At 65.0% G+C, this 19,304-nt stretch carries 19 protein-coding genes; all 19 read right to left on the bottom strand.

Features of this window, described 5'->3' with window-relative positions:
- Positions 1-41: 41 nt before the first annotated feature.
- Positions 42-1,178 carry a DNA circularization N-terminal domain-containing protein gene (locus tag NKH33_RS07560; protein WP_352918732.1) on the bottom strand — a complete coding sequence of 379 codons (1,137 nt, stop codon included), beginning with the start codon at positions 1,176-1,178 and terminating at the stop codon, positions 42-44.
- On the bottom strand, positions 1,178-2,977 hold the full coding sequence (locus NKH33_RS07565; RefSeq protein ID WP_352918734.1) for a phage tail tape measure protein: 1,800 nt from the start codon (positions 2,975-2,977) through the stop codon (positions 1,178-1,180). Before NKH33_RS07565 ends, NKH33_RS07560 begins: the two co-directional genes overlap by 1 nt.
- A gap of 139 nt (positions 2,978-3,116) precedes the next feature.
- The gene (locus NKH33_RS07570) at positions 3,117-3,422 is read right to left on the bottom strand and encodes a phage tail assembly protein (RefSeq protein ID WP_352918736.1); all 306 of its coding nucleotides are present in this window, start codon (positions 3,420-3,422) and stop codon (positions 3,117-3,119) included.
- 2 nt (positions 3,423-3,424) lie between these two features.
- Entirely contained in the window at positions 3,425-3,790 is a 366-nt protein-coding gene (locus NKH33_RS07575; RefSeq protein ID WP_352918738.1) for a phage tail tube protein, read from the bottom strand.
- A gap of 39 nt (positions 3,791-3,829) precedes the next feature.
- Positions 3,830-5,344 carry a phage tail sheath subtilisin-like domain-containing protein gene (locus tag NKH33_RS07580; RefSeq protein WP_352884344.1) on the bottom strand — a complete coding sequence of 505 codons (1,515 nt, stop codon included), beginning with the start codon at positions 5,342-5,344 and terminating at the stop codon, positions 3,830-3,832.
- Positions 5,344-5,547 carry a hypothetical protein gene (locus tag NKH33_RS07585; RefSeq protein ID WP_352918740.1) on the bottom strand — a complete coding sequence of 68 codons (204 nt, stop codon included), beginning with the start codon at positions 5,545-5,547 and terminating at the stop codon, positions 5,344-5,346. The genes NKH33_RS07580 and NKH33_RS07585 overlap by 1 nt, the downstream gene beginning before the upstream one ends.
- Complete coding sequence (locus tag NKH33_RS07590) at positions 5,544-6,305, bottom strand: hypothetical protein (protein WP_352918742.1); 762 nt, start codon at positions 6,303-6,305, stop codon at positions 5,544-5,546. The genes NKH33_RS07585 and NKH33_RS07590 overlap by 4 nt, the downstream gene beginning before the upstream one ends.
- Positions 6,302-6,733 carry a hypothetical protein gene (locus NKH33_RS07595; protein ID WP_352918743.1) on the bottom strand — a complete coding sequence of 144 codons (432 nt, stop codon included), beginning with the start codon at positions 6,731-6,733 and terminating at the stop codon, positions 6,302-6,304. Before NKH33_RS07595 ends, NKH33_RS07590 begins: the two co-directional genes overlap by 4 nt.
- Positions 6,734-6,785: 52 nt before the next feature.
- Entirely contained in the window at positions 6,786-7,814 is a 1,029-nt protein-coding gene (locus tag NKH33_RS07600) for a major capsid protein (protein WP_352918745.1), read from the bottom strand.
- 95 nt (positions 7,815-7,909) lie between these two features.
- Positions 7,910-8,578: a head decoration protein gene (locus tag NKH33_RS07605; protein ID WP_352918747.1), complete on the bottom strand. Its 669-nt coding sequence runs from the start codon at positions 8,576-8,578 to the stop codon at positions 7,910-7,912.
- Positions 8,579-8,624: 46 nt separating this feature from the next.
- Positions 8,625-9,674, bottom strand: coding sequence for a head maturation protease, ClpP-related (locus NKH33_RS07610; RefSeq protein WP_352918749.1), 1,050 nt, complete (start codon positions 9,672-9,674; stop codon positions 8,625-8,627).
- Entirely contained in the window at positions 9,655-9,954 is a 300-nt protein-coding gene (locus NKH33_RS07615; protein WP_352918750.1) for a hypothetical protein, read from the bottom strand. Before NKH33_RS07615 ends, NKH33_RS07610 begins: the two co-directional genes overlap by 20 nt.
- Positions 9,954-11,558: a phage portal protein gene (locus NKH33_RS07620; RefSeq protein ID WP_352918752.1), complete on the bottom strand. Its 1,605-nt coding sequence runs from the start codon at positions 11,556-11,558 to the stop codon at positions 9,954-9,956. Before NKH33_RS07620 ends, NKH33_RS07615 begins: the two co-directional genes overlap by 1 nt.
- The gene (locus NKH33_RS07625; protein ID WP_352918754.1) at positions 11,555-13,657 is read right to left on the bottom strand and encodes a phage terminase large subunit family protein; all 2,103 of its coding nucleotides are present in this window, start codon (positions 13,655-13,657) and stop codon (positions 11,555-11,557) included. Before NKH33_RS07625 ends, NKH33_RS07620 begins: the two co-directional genes overlap by 4 nt.
- Positions 13,654-14,283, bottom strand: coding sequence for a hypothetical protein (locus NKH33_RS07630; protein ID WP_352918756.1), 630 nt, complete (start codon positions 14,281-14,283; stop codon positions 13,654-13,656). Before NKH33_RS07630 ends, NKH33_RS07625 begins: the two co-directional genes overlap by 4 nt.
- 143 nt (positions 14,284-14,426) lie before the next feature.
- Complete coding sequence (locus NKH33_RS07635) at positions 14,427-14,963, bottom strand: phage tail protein (protein ID WP_352918758.1); 537 nt, start codon at positions 14,961-14,963, stop codon at positions 14,427-14,429.
- Between the two features lie 93 nt (positions 14,964-15,056).
- Positions 15,057-15,893 (bottom strand): hypothetical protein, encoded by an 837-nt coding sequence (locus tag NKH33_RS07640; RefSeq protein WP_352918759.1) that lies wholly within the window; start codon positions 15,891-15,893, stop codon positions 15,057-15,059.
- Positions 15,894-16,253: 360 nt separating this feature from the next.
- On the bottom strand, positions 16,254-18,041 hold the full coding sequence (locus NKH33_RS07645; RefSeq protein WP_352898178.1) for a DNA primase family protein: 1,788 nt from the start codon (positions 18,039-18,041) through the stop codon (positions 16,254-16,256).
- A gap of 20 nt (positions 18,042-18,061) precedes the next feature.
- On the bottom strand, positions 18,062-19,303 hold the full coding sequence (locus tag NKH33_RS07650) for a DUF7146 domain-containing protein (RefSeq protein WP_352918761.1): 1,242 nt from the start codon (positions 19,301-19,303) through the stop codon (positions 18,062-18,064).
- Between the last annotated feature and the right edge of the window lies 1 nt (position 19,304).

Consider the following 19,304-nt stretch of genomic DNA (forward strand, 5'->3'; position numbering starts at 1 on the left):
ATCCTCTCAGGCCGCCCTGTGAGGCAGCGTGTACCCGTAAGCTAAGGGGCAATGGCCTCGAAGCTGATCGGCATGGCCGCCGGTGTGGCGACGCTGTTGCGTTGGACCAGCTCGCCGGCCCGGCCGGCATCGCCATAAAGCGCGTAGGCCAGCGCCGTCGCCGGCAGCGATATTTCGGTCTGAACGCTGACCAGCGGCGCCCGATTGGCGGCAACGGCACTGAGGTCGGATGCCGCGGTCGCAGCGATATCCGACAGCCATTCGCTGACCGCAACGTCGAGGCCTGTCGACAGGGCCTCAAGGACGGGATCGACGACCGGCGCAATGCGGTCACGGGCACGGCGCGCATCTTGGCGCGAAATATAATCGCCGGCAGCAAGCGCCTGGCAAAACCCGGCGGCGAAGGCGGCGACCGACACCAGGGCGAAGACATCGGTGCCGGAAGGTGCGGCCGCAACCGCAAAAGCTTCAGTGGCTTCGGTCGGGCTCGCCGCATCGGCGATGGCGCCGACCGTCGAGACGATCGCCGCAGCAATCGGCCCGGCCTGGGTGACCGGCTCCGACGACAGGCGCGTGATCGTCGCAATCTGATCGGCAATGACGGGCCGCGTTTCGGCCGGCATCTCCGCCGCATCGGCGACCGAGGCCATCGCCACCGCGGCGGATGCGGCAGCGAGTGCCGAGGGTGCCGCCTGACCGGGCGCGACATCGCGCATGCGGAAAGCGGCGGCAGACGCGATCACGTCAATGCCGGCGGCGATCTTGGCGGCGATGGCAAAGGCGCCGGGCACTGCGGCGAAAGGCAGCGAGGCGAGCCCCGCCAAAACGAACTCGATCTCGAAGCCGACATAGCCGGCACGGCCGCGCTCCCGCGAAAGCGACCAGCGCGGCACGCGCACCAGCACCGGACCGCCCATCGGCAGTACCAGCGTGGCGGCGCCAGGCGCATTGAGTGCTGCGGTGAAATTGCGGGCGGCGGCATCGGCAACATCACCCGCGACATAGGCCGACAGGCTGAAGCGCCTGACATCGCCGCCCATGTCTTCGGTGACATGCAGATCGGAATAGGCGATCGGCGAGATGGCGACACGCCGGCCGCCTTCGGCTTCCTCGGCCTCGACGAAGAACGGCACGCCGCGGAACGAGGCGGGCCGGAAGGCCTTCAGCCAGTCACGCATCAACGCGGTCCCATCAAATGGCCAGCGTTGGACTTGCCGGTGTCGGCGCGAACCGCCTTAAGCGAGCCGATGGGCCGCGACAGGTCGGCGGCAGCACTGCGGGCGGCGCCGGCAAGCGCATTGGCGCCGGCGACGATTGCCGCTTCCAGCTTGCCCGCGACCGATGCCAGAGTGTCGGCACCAGACTTGATGCTGTCACCGGCCTGCTTGCCGCCGTCGGCAACGGATGACGCCGTCTCGACGCCGGCGCCCTTCAGGTCGGCCGCTGCGGCGTCCGTGGCCCGTTCCATCGCGCTGAAATCGATTTCGTTGCCGAAGTAGCCGGACGGCTTCTCGACCTGAACACTGTTGCGCACCGCGGCAGCGTGGCCGCGACCGTAGAGCCGGTATTGCTCGGCCACGCTCGGCGCAACCGGACGCGGTGTCGGGATCGGCGTGCGGCCCGGCTGGTCCTGACGCCGCGACGGCAATTCCGGGCTGGCGCTCATCGGCCCCTTGGCGGCGACCAGGCCTTCGGGCGACCGCCATCCGCCCTTGAATGCGGTCAGCCCCTGGTTCTGATTGTCGAAGCCGTTGCGCAGCCACCACATGCGCTTTTCCCACCAGCCCATGCCTTCCTTGTCGAGCTCCGCATTAATGAACTGCGCCTTGTCCATGTTGGAGCTGACGAAGTCCATGGCGCCGGTGGCCGCGGGTGCAATACCCGACCCGATCGCGCGCACCATGCGCTCCCACGATGCACCCATGCGGTCGATCTTCGACTGGTTATCATCGAGGACGCGGCCGAGATCGCGCATCGTCGCGCCGTCGACATTTTCGAGCGCCTTCTGGAAACCCTCCATGGCGTCGCGGCCCTGCAAAAGGGCGCGCATGCCTTGCTGGAATTGGGCATCGGTGAACAGTTGCGGGATCTTCGACAGATCGCCTTTAAGCGCCCGTTCGGTCAGTTCGATGAACACATCGATAAGGTCACGGCCTTCCTTGCGCGCCTTGGCCATTTCCTTGCGCAGATCGACGCCGAACTTCTTAAAGCTCTTCGCCGTCTCGTTTGATTCCATCTTCTGCAGGACGTTCTGCAAATTGGTCGCGGCCGAACTTGCGTCACCGGTTTGCAGGCGCACCGTCTGCAGCATCGAGGCAAGCTTGCCCAGTCCCTTCTCACCCTCATACCCGAGCGAGGCCATGGCCGGCGCCAGCGACGGCAGGTACTGGGCCATGTCCTTCAGCTCGAACTTGCCTTGCTTGCCCGAAGTCACAAGGATGTCGAAGGCGCGCTGCATGTTGTTGCCGGCGAAATGGAAAGAATTGCCGATCGCGTCCGCCGTGGTGGCGATATCGGCTATCTCGGCGCCGGCGGCCTGAGCCGTGGCGGCGACTGACGGCAGGAAAGACAGCGCATCGTCGAGGCTGCGTCCGGAAGCGACAAGCGATTCGAGCCCGTCTGTGATGCTGTCTTGCGTCATCGAATAGTCGAGCGCGGCGCGGTCGACCGTGCGGAACATCTCGCCAAGCTTTTCCTTCCCGGCATCGGCATTGATGGCGATGCGGTTCAGCCGCCGTTCAGCGCCAGCGAAGTTCGTTACCATTTGCCCGGCGCCGCGCACCAGACCATAGGCGACGAGACCGCGAATGGCGTTTGCCGCCAGCATGCTGTTGCGCGCCATCAGGCCTTGCGTGCGATTGAACGCCAGAGCCTTCTGGTTGACCTGGTTGAGCTTGCTGGACAATTGGCCGAAGGCGCCCATCGGGCCGAGCTTCGCCGACAGGCGCAGTATGGCCTCGATCGTGCGGTTGCTCATGTCTTCGGCCTGCGCTTCAGGAATTCAATGCCGCGCCTGTGCAGCATGGCGATTTCAGAAAACGGCATCGGCAGCACAATTCCGGGCTGCCAGCCGAAGAAGAACATCAGGTCGTCGGCCTGAATACCGACGACCTCGCCTACTCGGTGACCGCTGGCGCGGTACGCATAAAAAAACCGATCACCGCATCACGCACCTGCCTGGCATCCGCCAGATCGAGCGCGCCAAGCTTCTCGATCCCCGGCGCCACGACACAGCGGCGGACATACGCAGCGACAGTGTCGACATTCTCGATCACGACATTGTTGCCGGCGGCGCGCTGTATTTCGTAGGGCTCGCCCAGCGCCAGCAGATCCTCGAAGCGCGGCTCGCGCAGGGTGACGTTTTCGAAGGCTTCGCCGTGCGCCTCATAGCGCTTCGACAGCGGAACGACCGTTTCCGCCATCGTCAGATCTTCCGGTAGACGCGAGAGATCAGCGCCACGCCGGTGACTTCACCGGTTGCCCGGTTGATCGTCGGCGTGCCGGTAAAGGCGGCTTCGGTCCACAGATGCTGGACCCCGGTGAAGCTTTCATTGAGCGTCACGTTGAAGCCTGACGCCCGCATCAGCCGGTTCCAATCGTCGGTTGGCAAATCCTCGAAGGTGAGGTTGGCCTTGAAGCCGGTCGGCTCGCTCGTGCGATACACCGACCCGTCTTGGTTGGCGGCGCCGGTGATCTCGAGATTGGACGGCATGATCTCGGCCGCGCCGCGCACCACGATCCGCTCGCCGGTCGAAAGACCGAACGTCATTTCTCCGCCGAAATTCTGCATCGGTTTTTCCTCTCAGTTGAATGGATGGTCAGTCGGCGATCAGACGGCGCGATACTGGCTGTAGAGCATCGCGTTGGCGGCAATCACGTCGAGCGGGTTGACGCGGTCGATCGGCGCCATGATGTCGACGCGGTTGGCGCTCTGGCTGTTTCGCTGGACGATCAGCCGGTCGGCAAAGCCGCGCGCGTTTTCCAGCACGCCCCGGTTTTCCAGCGTGTCGGCGGCATGCACCAGCGTCGCCTTGATCGACTTCGGCGTCGAGATCGCGCCGAGGCCGCCGGGGTTTTCGTCGGCAAGCGCCTTCTGGCCGTGCTCATAGGACAACTGCGCGCGGAAATAGCGCAGGATGGCGACGAGCTGGCCGATCGCCTGGATGTCGCGAAACGTCTCGTCCGGCTGCGCGTTGGCATCCTTCTGGTAAGTGGTGATGACCTTGTCGATCGCCACGCCGCCATCGGTGTTGACGATGACGGTCGAGATGCCGGAGCGCAGCATGGTGTTGCGGCCGGCATAGGTCGGCACCAGCGATCGATCGCGCGGCGGCCGCTCGCCTTGCACGACAAGGCCCTTCTGGTTGCGCGAGACATTGCCCGTGGCGTCGTCGGACAGCCACGGCACGATGCGCGCCGTGCGGGCAGATGCGGCCAGCCAGGCCGGCGTCGGATTGCCGGCAGCGACAGGCAGACGGGGGTGGATGGTCAGGTGACGGTCGTTGAGCGCCAAGCCGATCGTGGTCAGCGCCGACAGCGTGCCGGCCGCGGTGGTGAAGACATGGCCATAGACCTGGCGATTGTATGCCCAGCGGCCGGACACATCGTTCATCGCCGCCGTGTAGCGGGCGATGTTGGTGGCATCCGAAAAGGGCGAGACGATCCAGTCGAAGGGATCGTCGCCGAGTGCGGCCAGAGCCGCCGACAGGTCCGGGCTGCCGGTCGGCACCACGGTGTTGGTGATGGTGACGGCAGCGCCGGCAAAGGCGTTGCCGGCAACGACGGTCGGCACATAGAAGTCATAGTCGACATAGATCAGGCCGAGATGGCGGGCGGTCACCGTCACCGTGTCCGTGGCGACCGTCGCGGCGACCGACAGCGCCGCACCGGTCAGCGCGTTGAAATAGGCGTTGATGGCAGCAGCAAGGGCGGCGGCGACGGTATTGACGCTGTCGCCGGCGGCGATCTGCACCTGCACCGGCTCGCCGCCGATCTCGACGGTGGCGACGCCGCCGCCGGCCGGAACCGAATTGACCTTGATGGTGTCGACGCGCGCCGTGCCGGTCGCGGGTACCGCCAAGATCCATGTCTCCTGCGTCGGCGCGTTCAAGAACGCGACACGCGCCATTTCAGCCAGCATCGAGCCGGCGCCGCAAAGTGCTACGGCTTCCTGCGCCGAGCCGACCGGCGTCGGGGTATTGTCTGCAATTAGCGCGCCGGTGTTCTTATGGCCGATCAGCAGCAGGCGCGACGCCGACTGGTAGCTGCCGCCGGAGGTCACCTCGAAGGCAAACAGCGGCGCGACCAGGCCGGCGCCGGGGATGTTGTTGAACAGGATGCCCATCAGTTTTTCTCCTTGCGCTTGCCTGCCGAGGCAGGCGCTTCTTTTTCGACGATCGTCAGCGAGCCGTCATTGATGAGCTGCATCCAGGCCGGATCCTCGCGGTCCACGGTCAGCCCTTCGGCCGGGAAGTCGACGCTCGGGTTGAACGGGTGCGGCATGCGATGTGCGGCATCCGCCAGTCTGACGTGAACGAGCGTGGTCATGTCTGTTCCTCGATCTCGGGAAAGGGTTGCGCGATCGCCGCGGCAGGACCCATCTCACCGGAGACGCCGGCCTGCTTTACTTCGAAGGCGATCGTGTCGATGATCGGCAATGGTGCGCCGGCGACGAACTGCGCGGCCATATTGGCCAGGGTGGCCTTGGCGTAGGAATTGTCGGGCAGAAGTGCTGCGATGCGCGCCGCCGGTTGCGGCAGCCCTGCCCCGCCGGAGAAATCGTCGTCGGGTATCTGGCAGTCGAACAGCATGGTGGTGCGCTGCCAGCGCAGGCCGAGCTCGGGGACGGCAAAGCCTTCCTCGTCGATGCTTTCTATGGCCATGACGATCTGGCGAAAGAGCGTGCCTGTCGGCCCTTGCGTCAGCACGAAGCGCACCTGCGCGCAGAGCGCCGACAGCGCGATGCGCGCCTTCGGGTCGGAGCCGACCATGGCGTCGGTATAGGGCGAGCCGTCCTCGTCCTGCGCCGACACACAAAGCTCCGCCACCACCTCGAGCATGGTGCGGCCGTTCCTCGCGACACTGCCTTGGCCTTGGCCGCGGCGCGGCGATTCCGACTTGCGGGTGAACAGCGACAGCACCGGCGTGTATTCCTCGCCGGGGTCGAGTTCGTCGATCGAAGGCCGGCGGCTGTCGAAGACGCGGTGGCGCGCCAAGGTCGGCAGCGTGGTGCCGGCAAGCATCGCGACAGTCGGGCACAGGCCTTCGATAGCGGCCAGCCGGGTGATTTCGGCGGCAATGGTCATGGCCGGCCCTTGGTGCGGTTGACGAAGATGGCAAGCCGACTGCCGCCGTCGACCGGAATGGCCGCGACAATGAAGCGGCCCTTCTCAAGGCCGGTCTCGAGGTCAAGCCAGACGATCTGGTCTTCCACCTTCACCGGCTCGAGCCAGTTGGTCGACAGCGCGGTAACGACCGCCTCATGCGCCGGCATTTCGCGCGCCCGGTCGCGATCCGAAGACAGCATGGACGGATGCGAGAAGCCGGGCGCGAGAGCGGCCGGGCCGAAATGGATCGATCCGAGGAATGGGAAGCCGATACGGTCTGGATCGGCCATGCGTGTATCGTTGACGCCGACGCGCCGCGCCGTCGGCACGACGCGGAAGCTCTCGCGGTCGAAGACTTCGGCGACGGTCGATTCGAGCGCCGCCGAAGCCTCGTTCCAGTCGATCATAACCAAGCGCCTCGGTACAGGGTATTGGCGGCGCCGAGCGCCGCCGGGGCGGTCAGGTGTTGCAGGCGCCCATCAGCGCGCCGGGACGGGTGCAGAGCTGCAGCGCATTCATCTGCAACTCGCCATTGATCCCCTTGTCGTTCGGCATCTGCCACTGCTTGGCGTAGAGACGCTCGCCGAGCGTGTTGACGGTCTCGATGTAGTCGGCCGGCGAGATGTAGGTCTTGAACAGGTTCGGCACACCGACCGGGAAGAAGCGCGCCTTGGTCGCGGCGATGCCGACGCCCTCGCCGTCGATCTCGCCGTAGTTTTCCCAGACGATGCCGCCGAATTCGAACGTCGGATTCGATGAGCGGTTCTTGCCGACGAAAGAGTCTCGCAGGATCTGGGCTTCGGACCATCCCTTGTAGGTGTCGCGAACCTCCTTATGGGTCAGCAACTGGTCGAAGAAAGTGTCGCCGACAAAGGCGTTGACGGAGGCGAACGGCACGGCGCCGAGCGCCTTCTTCTCAGCTCGGATGACCTTGGTGCAGGCGAGGCGAAGGGCGCCATCGGCAGGGGTGGGGTTGTCCAGGTCGAAATCGACTTCGGCGACCTGGCCGATGCCGAATTCGGTGAACAGATTGAGGGTCGTGCCATCGGCATAGGTGATGATGCCGGTGACGGCTCCAAGGCGGGCATGCTCCTCGGTCAGGTCGAAATCCGAGGTATTGGCCGCAATGACGGCACCGACTATCTGTTGCACCGTCGCCAACTGGTCAGACGTCCCTTTTGCGCGAACGTTCTGCACCTGGTCGGCGAGCACGCCCCAGTCGCGCTGGAAGTGCGGCACCTTGAAATCGGTCATCTTGCGCTTGGGCATGTCGCGGGTCTCGCCGGGACCGCCTCGGGCGCTCGGCTTGACCAGCTGCAGGATGTCGCCAACGCGCTCCATGGCGATGCTTGTGGTGGTGACGGGATGCGAAGAAAAAAGGCCCATCTCACCGATGCGGCCGGGCCTGTATTTCAGGTCATTGACGAAATCGGTCAGCGACGTGCAGCTGAACGCGTCATTCTTGAAGATGTCGAGGATGTTGTCCATTTTGGGTTTCCCTTGGAAATCCTGACTGGCAGGAATGGTTCGGCGCGGCGGGCCGCGGGCTCAATCGGAATGGCCGGCGGTCACCCGCCGCACCGTCAGTTGCGGATGATGATGCCGCGCGCCTCGAGCGCCTGGACCGCGTCGGCCTTGTCGGCGGCAGCGATGCCGGCCGGCCATTCGAGCTGGTGGCCGTTGACTTCCGCCGAGCGGGCGATGATGGCGATGGCCGCCGTCGCGTCGGCCGGCGTGACAGCGGGATAGAGCGCGATTGCCGCCGCGACCTCGGAACCGTCCGTGCCGGCCGGGTTGTAGGCGACATACTGGAAATCATCCGCGTCGGCCGCGACCGTGACGGTGAAGCGGTCGCCGGCGACGAAGTCCGTGGCGTCGGCGATGGTGAATTTGATTTCCTTGTTGAAGGCGACGCCGACCGCCGCCTTGCCGATCGACTTGCCCGTCGGATCGGTCACCTCGAACGTGCCGCCATTGGTCGCCGGCTCAGTGCAAATGATGTTGTAGACGCCGTCTTTGACCCTGGACGAGACGGCCGGATTGGCGAGCGTCAGCGCGCCTGAGCCGGCGGTGTTGCCAGCATCGGCGGCCGCGGTGGTGACAACGCCGGCAACGACCGCGATGCGGCCGAGCACAGTGCCGGCAAGAAGCGTCTGCAAAAAGGCGACGGTGGCGTTATCGCGCGAGCGGTGGAAATTCGCCTCGCTGAGCAGGAATTCGCCGGCATGCCGGCCTTCGGTAACAGTCGTCATGGCTTCAGCCTTTCACGATTTTGAGGATGGTGCGCGAAAGGCTCGATCAGCCGTTGCGCTTGTTGATGCTGTCCGCCGCCTTCTTCCAGCCGGCCGAAGCATCGGCGGGTTTCTGGCCGCCCGGCAGCGAGAGCCCGGCAGCGTTGAGCCGCTGCTGCTCATAAGCCTTCTGGTCGGCTTCACTGGCCTTCGGCGCCGCCGCGAGCGCCGCCTTGATGTCTTCGACCGACAGCTGCGTCGCGATCAGCGTGTCGGCAAGCGCCTCGCGGCCCTTGGCTTCGTCCAGTGCCATGACCGCCGTGCGCCGGGCGCGATCGGCAGCGATAGCGTCGGCAGCAGCCTTGGCAAGCGCAGCCGTATGGGCGGTCTTCATCTGTTCAAGCTCGGCGGCCAAGGCGTCCGCGCGTTCTTTGTCCGTCATGGAAGTCTCCTTTTGCTGACGGTTGGTCTCAGCGGACTTCGCCGCTGGCGAACTGGCCGCTTCATGCGACCAGCCGTTTTTCTTGGCCAGAGCGGTGAGCCGCTTCGGCGCATGCGCGTAAATTCGGTAATCGAAGGCGGCGACTGCGCCAGCCTTGCCGTCGCCGGCATCGTCGGCGAAACCTTGCTCGACCGCTTCGGCGGCTGTCAGCCAGGTCTCGCGCTTCATGATCTCGCGGCACTGGTCGGCCGTCAGGCCGGACTTCGCCGCATAGACACGGGCATAGGCGGTTGCCAATGCCTCGAGGCCTTCGATCGACTTGGCGTGATCGTCGGACGTGCCGAAGGTGATGCCGGACGGATCGTGGATCATCATGATCGACCCCTCGGCCATGGTCACCGTTTCGCCTGCCATGGCGATCAGCGAGGCGGCCGACGCCGCGATACCCTCGACGACAACAACCGTGCGGCCGCCGCGGCGGGCGAGCAGCGCGTGGATTGCAGCGCCCTCAGTGGCAATGCCGCCCCCGGAATTCAGCCGGACAGTCAGTTCGGCATCGTCATCGATCTGCGCAAGCAGAATGACGACCTCGGAATAGGTGAAGCTGTCGCCAAACCATGCGTCGCCTACATCGCCGGAGAGCGTCAGCTCGCCGTCAGCAAGAATTGCCGCCATTAGGATATCCTCGGATGAAACGCATGGACTTGGCGTAGCGTGACCGCTTGCCGGACAGTGCCGAACAAGCCGCAGCAAGCCGCATCAGCTCGGCATCGAGCGCGGCGACGCTGCCGACCGAGACGCGGACGCGCTGGTGGGTGACCGGCGAGCGCACCTCGGTTTCCTCGACACGTTCGCCGGCGATCAGCTTCAGCTTGGCCGCATAAAGCGCCTGATAGAGAGCACACGGATCTTCCGCGTCGACAGTGACGCCAGCGATCTTGACCAGAATTGTCATTATGCGGCTGCCTTTTTAACCGGCTCTTCGGGCGCGGCGGTGTCGGGCGGGCCGGCATTGCGCGGCACGAAGGGCGAAGGCATTTCGGCAGCGACATATTTCTGGTGCTCGCGCACGCGCTGCTCGAACACTTCTTCAGGGTCGTAGCCGAGTTCGGCGCATTCGTTGGCTAGCGTCGAGGTGCCGTTGACCAGGCGCTCGGTGGAGGCCTTTGCGCTCTTGCCGTCGTCAGCCGAAGGTTTCGCCGGGCCCTGCCAAAGCGCCCAGCATGCCAGATCGCGGTTTGCTGCGAAGGTCATGTAGCCGCCCTTGAATGGAATACGCCCCTCGCCAACGCTTTCGTCGAGCCAGTTCTCATAGGTCGACTGGCAGATCGGGCCGGCGATTCGCTCGCGGCGGCGCACGACGACGGGCCAGATCGATGCATTCTCCATGCGCGTCGACGAATAGGTCGCGTTGCTATGGTCCATCGTCAGGCCGCCATAGGTGATCCCAATTGCGCGAGCCATGTCGCGCGACAGCGCCTGCCAGACCGGCAGGAACTGCGGACCCGGTGTCTTGGCGCCGTGCAGCATAAATTCTTCGCCCGGCGCGAGATGCGAGATGCGCGGGTCGCCGGAAACTGTAATGTCGCCGTCCCGCGCCCTTTCGAGCGCTCCGCCGAAATAGGCGAGGAACTCGTCGCGCAGTTCGGACTGATCGTCTGGCAAAGCCTCCAAGGCTTCGAAGGCTTCCTTCGACGGCGAGGCGCTAGTCAGGGTTGCGGCGAAGATCGTCTGCAGGATCTGCGTCTGAATGGTCGTGTCGACCAGAACCTCGTGCTGGATGTGCTGGCGAAAGGCCGGCGCCATCCGCGAGATGCCGCGCACGTCGGTGGCATCCATCGGATCAAAAGCATGGATGACGACCGGTCGACCCTGCGCGTCGATGGCCGGATAGTCCCGCTTGTCAAGCATGCCGGCATTGCGTTCTTCGAACCGGTAATGTGTCGGCCGGCCATTGGCGTCGTGGAAGATGCCCTGGTAGAGGCCTTCGAACTCGCTGGTATCCTGGACAAGCCTGTGCGGCGGGACCATGCAGAGCTTGGTGCCGCTCCGGATGCCATAATGGCGGCGCGTGGCGGCACTCATATAGGACATGACGCCGGTCGCCTCGCCATAGGCCATATCCCAGCGCAGCGCGATATCGACCAGCTGCGGGATGGTGAACTTGCCGCGCAGGTCGCATTCGCGCGGGCTCCACGACCAGCGCTTCCATTCCTCCTTGACCAACTTGATCCAGTCGGCGACTTCCTTTTCGCTCCAGCCGAGGCGGGCGAGGTTCGGCCGCGGGCTGAGCACCAGTTCGACCCCGACTGTATCGGCAATGACCTGGTCCGCGGCGCCGCGCAGCCGGCCGGAATTCTGGATCAGGTCGACCGCAATACTGGCCGAACGGCGCCATGCTTGGCGAATATCGTCACGGCTCTCCCGCAGATAGGCCGCCCGTGTGTTGATGATCCCGGACCGGCTGTCGCGAAGGTAGGATGCGGTCATCGGCGGGCGCTGGACAGCGAGTGCCTGTGACGATGAGCCGGCCGGCACTCTGATGCGTGGCTTGCTCATTTCCGTTTTGCCCAGGCTTTCCGTTTCTCGCTCATGTCGCGAGCTGGTTTCGGTTTCTGTGTGAACGGCCCGGCGTCCGCCGCTTCGAACAGATCTGGTTCGGTCGACTTGCCATGCACTTCGGTCAAGAGATCGGCCCAGCGCTCGGTGTTGAGACGGCGCTTATGCTTCAGATGCCAGGCCAGCGCGAAGGCATAGACCGTGGTGTCGAACCAGTCGTTGGCGCGGCCTAAAATCTTCTTCCACTCGCGCGGCGCCTTCGGGCTGATCAAATTGCGGGCCCGCCGCGAGACCGTGGCGCGCGCTTCCTCGTCCGGGTCGACCAGCCGCTCGGCCGTCATCTCCTTGGCGAACTCGTCGTCGCAGAGCTCGTTCGACAGGTGGATGGTGTTGCGCGGCCAGCTGCCCTTCTCGTCGGGACCGAGCACGAAATTGGCCAGTGCTGCCATCACCGAGGTCTTGATGTCGTAAAGCCCGACCGGATAGAGCATCACCTTGGCGATGATGATGCGCTTGCGCTGGTCGCGAATATCCTTCTTCACCGGGGTGCCCAGCCAGGGCAGGCCGATCTGATGGCGGCCGTCGAGCGCATAGACGTTCGGGCGCGAGGCGCAGAAGCGGTAGACGCGATCGGTGGCGAAGCCCGAATCGACGCCGGAAATGTCGAGGCCCTTTTCGCCGCCGCCGGCGGTCCGGTAGGTCTTGCCGAGTGCGTCGGCGAGTTCGATCCAGGCATCGTCAACCTGGTCCGGCGCGCCCATGAACACCTGGCGGTCGATCAGCCAGGCGCGGTCACGCGGCCCGATCGCCCAGACCGACCATTTGATGCCATAGCCCTGGACGTCGGCGGCCGAGACGATGATGCCGGCCTCGGCCGGGATGGTGCCGCGCGGGAACGGAAACTTGCGCGCCGCCTCGACGATCTTTTCCCATTCGACGGCGACGCCGCCGGGATCATAGGGCAGCGCCAGATCCTGCTGGTAGAAGGTGCGCAGCTTGGTCGTGTCGCCTTCGGCATCCTTGAAGCGGTGCCAGATATCGGCGAAGCGTTCGCGCGGCGCGTAGGCCGCCCACAGATGGTAACTCGGCTGCCAGTCGCGGCAGCGGCCCTCGCACGGGTCGCAGCGCCAGCGGGCGATGTCGTCGGGCGCGATCGCCTCCGGCACCTTCTCCTCGCCGTCATGGACGCGGCGGGCGATCCAGTGCGCCCGCGCATTCATCTCGGCCTTGTGACCGTCGAGGATCGCGCCGTTGCAGGCGATGCAGGCCATGTGCACCGGCAGATTGGCCGCCGGGTCGGCCTCGCGCATCTGATCGAATTCGAGCACCTGATAGATGCCGCAATGCGGACAGGGCACGTAGTAGTAGCGCTGGTCGCCGACTTCGAAATCGCCGGTGATTGCACATTCTCCGGAGATGCCGGGCGTCGAGCCTTCCCATTCCTTGGCGAGGTCGCCATACATCTTCTGGCGGGCCCGGGCCTGGTCGCGCGGGCTGCCACGGCCGTCGACGTCGCGCGGATAGCCGGTGACCTCGTCCATCGCGAGGTATTTGATTGACACCATCTGCAGGCCCTTGGAGGAGCCCGCATTGACGATCTGGCAGAAGCCGCCGGCATAGCGCTTGAACGAGGTGGTCGAGCCCTGCTCGTCGCGGCTGTTGACCGGCATCACCTTGTGCGCGATGCGCGGGCTGGCCTCGATGGTCGGCTGCAGCTTGACACGGTTGAACTTGGTCGCTTCCTCGAGCGTCGGCAGCACGATCATCATCGAGCCGGGCGCCTGGTCGACGATGAAGCCGAACCAGTTCTCGATCGCGGTCGACTTGCCGAGCTGCGCCGCCCAGCGGCAGGTGACCCGGCGCGCCGGATGGTCGGGATGCAGGCAATCCTGCGGCTCGCGCAGGTAGGGAACGCGGTCGGTCTTGAACGGGCCGGGCCAGGGCGATCCCGATTCCGGCGAGACGACGCGGTAGCGGTCGGCCCATTCCGAAATCGTCAGGTCGGCGACTGGCCGGCTGGCGGCCTCGAGGCCGGTGAAGAGGATTTCGGCGCCATGCGGCAGCTCCGGAAAGGACAGCCGCGCGTCGTGATAGCTCATTGCAGGGCGGCCTGGTCGAATGGCCCGGTGTCGCCGGATGCGCGCTCGCGCGCGTGCTGGTCGAGCCGCTCGCGGATCTCTCGGTTGAAGTCGTCGAGGCCGACGCGGACAAATCCTTTCAGTGCAATGCGCGCGACACGCTCATCCCAGCCATACTTGACCGACAGGCTCGCCGCCTCGCTCTCGATCGCCCGGTCGAAGGCGCTTTGCATCAGCGCGATCGCATCGCGGCCGGCCTTGTCGACCTCTGCCGTCGGCGTCAGTTCGCCGCGACGCTTGGCGAGGTCCATCTCGCGCATCTCGGCATCGGCCTGCGCCTTGCGGGCAAAGCCGTCCGACTGGCTGCCGGCGAACCGTGAGGGCGGCTTGGCCGACAACTTGCCCGCGCCTGGAGCGGCAACAGGCAGCGCGCGAAGACGAATGTTCTCGCCACGGTGCGCAATCAGCGCGCCGAACTCGACCAGGTGGGACTTACCCTCCTCACGCGTCGGCAACGCTTGCGCGTGCTGCTTCAGGTAGCGCGACAGGGTCGAGCGGTCGATCCGGTCGCCGGCCGCGCTCAAACGCGCCGCGGCGTCCGTGATCGAAATCCACTCGCCGGCGCCGGCGTCGGTTTCGATGACCATCTCGTGCAGTGTCCCGTGCGGCACGCGTGCATCACACGTTCTTGCGTGTACCGCTTTCCGACGCGCCTACTAGAAAAATCCCGGGCTCCCCCGGGCCCGTCTGGGTCGGAGACGCTGGTACGGTCCCTACACCGGGGGTGGGGTCAGCGGGGCAAGAGGTTCTCGACCTCGTGCAGGTAGCGAGGCATCAGGCTCTGTTCGATGATCTCGGTCAGCACCTGGAGGTAGACCTCCGGGTTGTTGGTGATGTCGTGCGCAGGGTTGGGTCCGAACAGTTCGCGGATGGGCAGCCTTGCCTTGCCCTGTCGCCTGAACACACCCGTGTGGCCGCTCTTCATCCCTGCGATGAAGGCGGAGCGATATGATCCTCTCAATCGCACGCGCACGCCCTTGGCCGTCTGGGTGGCGCCGAGCTTGTAGAGCGGTATCCAGCCGGAGCGGACGATCACGTCGGACGTGTTGCCGCCCGCGTTGAAGTGCGCCGTGGTCACCGCCCTCACCCGCGATGGCGGGATATCGATGCGCTCGGCATCGCGCTTGATGATGCGGCTGCGCGCCATCTCGGTGACGCGGCGCATGGCGCGGGCAGCAGCCTTGGCCTTGATCTGCTCCGGCAGGCGCGCAATGGCGCGGCCAAGATCAGCAAAATCGGACGCATCGACATGAAGCTCGACGGTCACGGCCTTTTCCCAATGAAAAACCCCGGTCGCTTGGGGCGCCGGGGTGATTTCTTTTTTACCGTGTTCAGATGTATGTCAAGTTTCTCCCGCACGTCAACAAGCAACGGCAGTTTTTTTCGCGGGCCGATCTGCTGCCCTTTCGACGATGGCGACGCCAGGCCTGTCGGCCTCAAGCCATGGCGTCATCGAGCGATCCGAATAGACCAGCCTGTGCCCGGTCAGCTGCATGGCGATCTCGACCTCGAGCCGGCGCAGGGCCGCGACCCATATCTGGTAATCGAGCCGGCCGAGGATGTCGCCGGTCGGATCGGTCGAGAACTCGTATTTACGATAGGCGCCCTTCACCGGCCTTTGCTTGCGCTCGTCATAGCCGTGAACCTCCAGGTCATAGGTCTGGTTATGGATGTCGGTCAGCCGCTTCATGACGAACCAGGCCGGCTTGCCGCTGCGTTCCATCATACGCGTCTTGGACGGCTCGGCCGCGAAGTCCGGCTCGCGCCCGAGAATGGCCGTGCCGACGACGAGGCTGATGATGCCGGCCGCGCGCCGCTGCGGCGTGCGCACCATGTAGCGCTCGACGGCCTTCTTGACCGCCGCTTCGGCCATGCCTTCGGTATCGGGCCAGTCGGCGAGAGCATACCAGTTCGCAGGGATCGCCACGTCGCAGCGCGACAGCCCGGCAACCGCCCGCCCGACCGCAACCGCGTCGTCATGCGGCTCGCCCTGCTCGATCCAGTAATTCTCGGTATCGCCCCTTCCCCTGTCGATGATCGCGCCAAGCTCGGCAAAGCTGGTGATCTTGCCCCATGACGACGCCTCCAGCATCCGCCAGGCCGAGTTAGCGTTGTCCAGCCCGTCAACCCCGCCGCCCTTCGGCAATTCATTGACGAAGGCCCAGGTCAGCAATTCCTCAATGGTCACGGTCTTCATCTTCTTATCCTTGCGACAGTTTGCGATAGTTTGCGTGAGTTTAGCGATAGTTATGAAGCGACAGCTTTGTTTAGCGATTTCAATGCGTTGACGTGTCGTTGCGGGAGTAGCGATAGTTATTCGATGCCTATACGCATAAAACTTTTTCTCCCCCGGACCCCTCTTCACACCTATAGCCCTCGCCAAAGTGGTGCAGACTGTCGCAACCCTTTGTTTTCGCTGTCTTATTCACTGCGAAGCGAGTAGCGCGAACTGGCGCGAGTGTCGCCAAGTGTCGCCATGGAAAAGCCAATGAATTCAAGGCGCGCATGGGTTTGCGGGCCAAAATGCAAGCCAAACGAGGGGTCACGGGGAGACGCTTCATGAGCGGAGATGCTCCTCGAAATCATGCTGACCGGACCCGCCTTCGCGCTTGGGCGGCGGCACGTCGACGAGGCGGATGCCGTGGTAGTGGACGATCCGGCCATCCTCGCGCCGGTACTTCTTCTGCATGATCAGGCCGAAGCGGGTCAGCGAGACCGGCTTGCCGCCCTGGTCGACCGTGAAGTCGACATACGCCTGATAGAACTGCTTGGCCGTCACCGGCTCGCCCTCCTCGCGCACCACGCAGCGCGCCACGAAGGCGGCCGTCGGGTCCATCTGGTCGCGATACTCCTGCGTCTTCGCCAGCACCGCATCGGGCACGACGAGGCCTTCGCGCAGGAAGATCATCACGCCCTCGACCAGCCAGTTCAGGATGCCGGGGTGCTCCGGCAGGAATTCGGAAACGACCTCCTCGAACTCGCGCTGCTCACTCGCCTCGAGAACGACCGGCCAGTGGACGACGGCCATGCGCCGCCAGATGCCGTTGTCGGTGCCGGAGATCTTCGGATAGCCGTTGCCGGACATGTGGCCGGTGAAGATCGGCTTGAAGTCGAAATAGCCTTGGAACAGGTCACGCACGGCAAAGTGCTCGCCGCCGGTCAGGTCCTTGACCAGGTTCTCGCGCAGATCCTCGCCCTCCGGCATTTCCTTGACGCGCAGGAAACGGCGGCCATAGAGCCGCGCCATATCCGGATTGGCCGAACCGCCGGCCTTGCCCTCGCCGGTGAACGATTCTGACGGCAGCGTGACCGAGACCTCGCCGAGCAGGCGGCAAAGTACCTCCAGAAAGACCGACTTGCCGTTGGCGCCGAAGCCATAGTGGAAGAACAGCTTTTGCACCGTAAGCCCGATCAGGCCGAGCCCGGCCGCCACCTGGACCATGCGCCGAACCTCTTCGTGCGGCAGCATGCGCGTCATGAAGGCGAGCCATTTCGGGCAGTCGGCCTTTGCGTCGTAATCGACCGGCACGACCTGTGTGATCAGATCCTGCCGGCGATGGCCTTTGACCACCTTCAGTTCGGCAACGGGCGCCACGATGAATTCGGGCAGGTTTTCGCGGTTGTCGTCGGGATCGTCGAAGGCCGGATTGCGCACCGTCTTGATCACTTTGCGGAAGCACAATGTATGGCCGCGCAGCGCGACCTTCAGCGGGTCGGCGTTGAATTCGTCAGGCCCGCGCATGACGTGGGGTGCTGCACAGGCGAGCATCGCCTCGAGCCGCCCCTTGTTCTTCGAGGAGACGGCGTGCGACATGCGCCGGCTGATGCGCGCAGCGAGGTTCTTTTGGGCCGCCTCCGCCATCTTGGCGACTTTCTTCTCGCCAGGAGAACGCTCTTGCTCCAGCTTCTTCAGCGCCTCATGGCCGCGCTCGATCGCGATCTTCTCAGCCGGTGTGTGATCGATGTACTCGATCTCCAGCGCGATACGCCCGCCGAGGTTCTGTGCCACCGCCAGCGAGCGCGGATCGCCGGTGTCGATATCCCAATGCGTGCCAGTCCAAACCGCATAGGCGGCCTTGCGCGCCTTCGCCTGGGCCAGCACAAGCAGATCCTCGCCGAAGTGGGCAAGCAGACGCTCGGCGTTGTCGGTATCGGAATGGTCGAGGCCTGCACAAGCCTTGACCGCCTCCATATCGACCTTGCTGCCGCGGCGCGGCCCGGTGCCCGGCTCGCCATCATCCAGTTCGTCGACAGTCACATCGACATCGAGCGGGGTGCGGGGCAGCCCGGCTGCTTCGGCCTGGCGCGTCGCTTCGTCGAGAATGGTGGCCACCTCTTCAGGCATGCCAGTCTTTTTCTTGCCCACTATTCCCCCGTCTCGACTGCCATGCGTGAAAAGTCATATCCGGCGCGCGGCCAGACGACCGGGATGATGCGCCCCGGCCGGGCATGCCTTGCACGGGCCCGAGCCATTGCGGCAGCCGTCATCACCCGCTCGGAATCTCCGTCGGAAAGCAACACCAGCTCGCGGACGTGATCGGCCACCCACATGGCGTCGTCGGCATCCTGGTCGCGCTTCGGTATAGGCCCGGCGACCATCACCGGCCGCGCGACGCCCTTGGCGTCAGGCTTCTTCAACGTCGGATGCGCGAAGCGCGACGAGGGATCGGCCGGGCCAGACAGGTTGCCGAGGTCACCGGCCGCGAAATAGAACGTATCCTCGCGATATCCTTCCCACGCGGCGAAGGCCGCGCCGTTCTCGATCCCCTCGCCGCCAACCCAGCGCTGCGCCTCTGGATCGCCGACGATCGGGATCAGCCCGCCCTTCTTCGAGCCGCGCATCTTCTTGGTCGGCAGCACCTCACCCGTGGCGGGATCGGTCAACAGCGGCCGGAACTTCGGCGGCTGCTTCAGGTCGATCCAGGTGATGTGGCAGCCGATCGGCAACAGGTCAGGGCCGACGAAGGGCGCCACCATCGCCACACCGGTATAGAGGACGGCAGGGCTGCCGCGTTCGTCCTGTCCGTGCCAGTATGGCTGCTCGGCCGAGGCGCGCAGCCAGACGCCGGGCGGCGCGTCGCAACCGCGACGGTGCAGATATTCCACGACCATGCTGGCGGCCAGGCGATCGGCGCGAAGCAGCATGGTCGCCTGATAGATGCCGCGCGCCTTGGTGCGCTCCTTCTCGCGAAAGTCGGCCTGGCTATCTGCCCGCGCGGCGGCGTCGGCATCGTTCTGCAGGCGGCGTTCTTCCAGCCGTTTCTTGCGCGCGGCGCGATCCTCGTCGCTTTCGCGCTCGCCCTCGGTCGGAATGTCGCGGGCGAGCACGATCGAGCAGGCCTCGAGGAAGCCCTCGCGGCTCTTGATGTCGAGATCCTCGCAATGAGCCGCCATACCGATGGCGTCATTGCCGCCGATGCCGCCGGTGCGGCAGTTCCACTTTTCCTTGCTCGTGTTGAAGGAGAACGTGTCGGTGCCACGGCAATTCGGGCAGGGCTGCGGATGCTCGAAGCCGGTCCGCTTGAACTTGAGGCCAATGATCTTCGCGGCCTCCTCGATCGACACCGCGCGCGCGTCTTCGATGAACAGCTTGATCGCTTCGCTCATG

Origin of the sequence: Mesorhizobium sp. M1182, from assembly GCF_040318335.1 — a bacterium.
Classification (GTDB): Bacteria; Pseudomonadota; Alphaproteobacteria; order Rhizobiales; family Rhizobiaceae; genus Mesorhizobium.

Excerpts from the sequence above, each read along its gene's own strand:
- NKH33_RS07560 (WP_352918732.1), bottom strand. The coding sequence starts at position 1,178 with ATGCGTGACTGGCTGAAGGCCTTCCGGCCCGCCTCGTTCCGCGGCGTG.
- NKH33_RS07565 (WP_352918734.1), bottom strand. The coding sequence starts at position 2,977 with ATGAGCAACCGCACGATCGAGGCCATACTGCGCCTGTCGGCGAAGCTC.
- NKH33_RS07570 (WP_352918736.1), bottom strand. The coding sequence starts at position 3,422 with ATGGCGGAAACGGTCGTTCCGCTGTCGAAGCGCTATGAGGCGCACGGC.
- NKH33_RS07575 (WP_352918738.1), bottom strand. The coding sequence starts at position 3,790 with ATGCAGAATTTCGGCGGAGAAATGACGTTCGGTCTTTCGACCGGCGAG.
- NKH33_RS07580 (WP_352884344.1), bottom strand. The coding sequence starts at position 5,344 with ATGGGCATCCTGTTCAACAACATCCCCGGCGCCGGCCTGGTCGCGCCG.
- NKH33_RS07585 (WP_352918740.1), bottom strand. The coding sequence starts at position 5,547 with ATGACCACGCTCGTTCACGTCAGACTGGCGGATGCCGCACATCGCATG.
- NKH33_RS07590 (WP_352918742.1), bottom strand. The coding sequence starts at position 6,305 with ATGACCATTGCCGCCGAAATCACCCGGCTGGCCGCTATCGAAGGCCTG.
- NKH33_RS07595 (WP_352918743.1), bottom strand. The coding sequence starts at position 6,733 with ATGATCGACTGGAACGAGGCTTCGGCGGCGCTCGAATCGACCGTCGCC.
- NKH33_RS07600 (WP_352918745.1), bottom strand. The coding sequence starts at position 7,814 with ATGGACAACATCCTCGACATCTTCAAGAATGACGCGTTCAGCTGCACG.
- NKH33_RS07605 (WP_352918747.1), bottom strand. The coding sequence starts at position 8,578 with ATGACGACTGTTACCGAAGGCCGGCATGCCGGCGAATTCCTGCTCAGC.
- NKH33_RS07610 (WP_352918749.1), bottom strand. The coding sequence starts at position 9,674 with ATGGCGGCAATTCTTGCTGACGGCGAGCTGACGCTCTCCGGCGATGTA.
- NKH33_RS07615 (WP_352918750.1), bottom strand. The coding sequence starts at position 9,954 with ATGACAATTCTGGTCAAGATCGCTGGCGTCACTGTCGACGCGGAAGAT.
- NKH33_RS07620 (WP_352918752.1), bottom strand. The coding sequence starts at position 11,558 with ATGAGCAAGCCACGCATCAGAGTGCCGGCCGGCTCATCGTCACAGGCA.
- NKH33_RS07625 (WP_352918754.1), bottom strand. The coding sequence starts at position 13,657 with ATGAGCTATCACGACGCGCGGCTGTCCTTTCCGGAGCTGCCGCATGGC.
- NKH33_RS07630 (WP_352918756.1), bottom strand. The coding sequence starts at position 14,283 with ATGGTCATCGAAACCGACGCCGGCGCCGGCGAGTGGATTTCGATCACG.
- NKH33_RS07640 (WP_352918759.1), bottom strand. The coding sequence starts at position 15,893 with ATGAAGACCGTGACCATTGAGGAATTGCTGACCTGGGCCTTCGTCAAT.
- NKH33_RS07645 (WP_352898178.1), bottom strand. The coding sequence starts at position 18,041 with ATGCCTGAAGAGGTGGCCACCATTCTCGACGAAGCGACGCGCCAGGCC.
- NKH33_RS07650 (WP_352918761.1), bottom strand. The coding sequence starts at position 19,303 with ATGAGCGAAGCGATCAAGCTGTTCATCGAAGACGCGCGCGCGGTGTCG.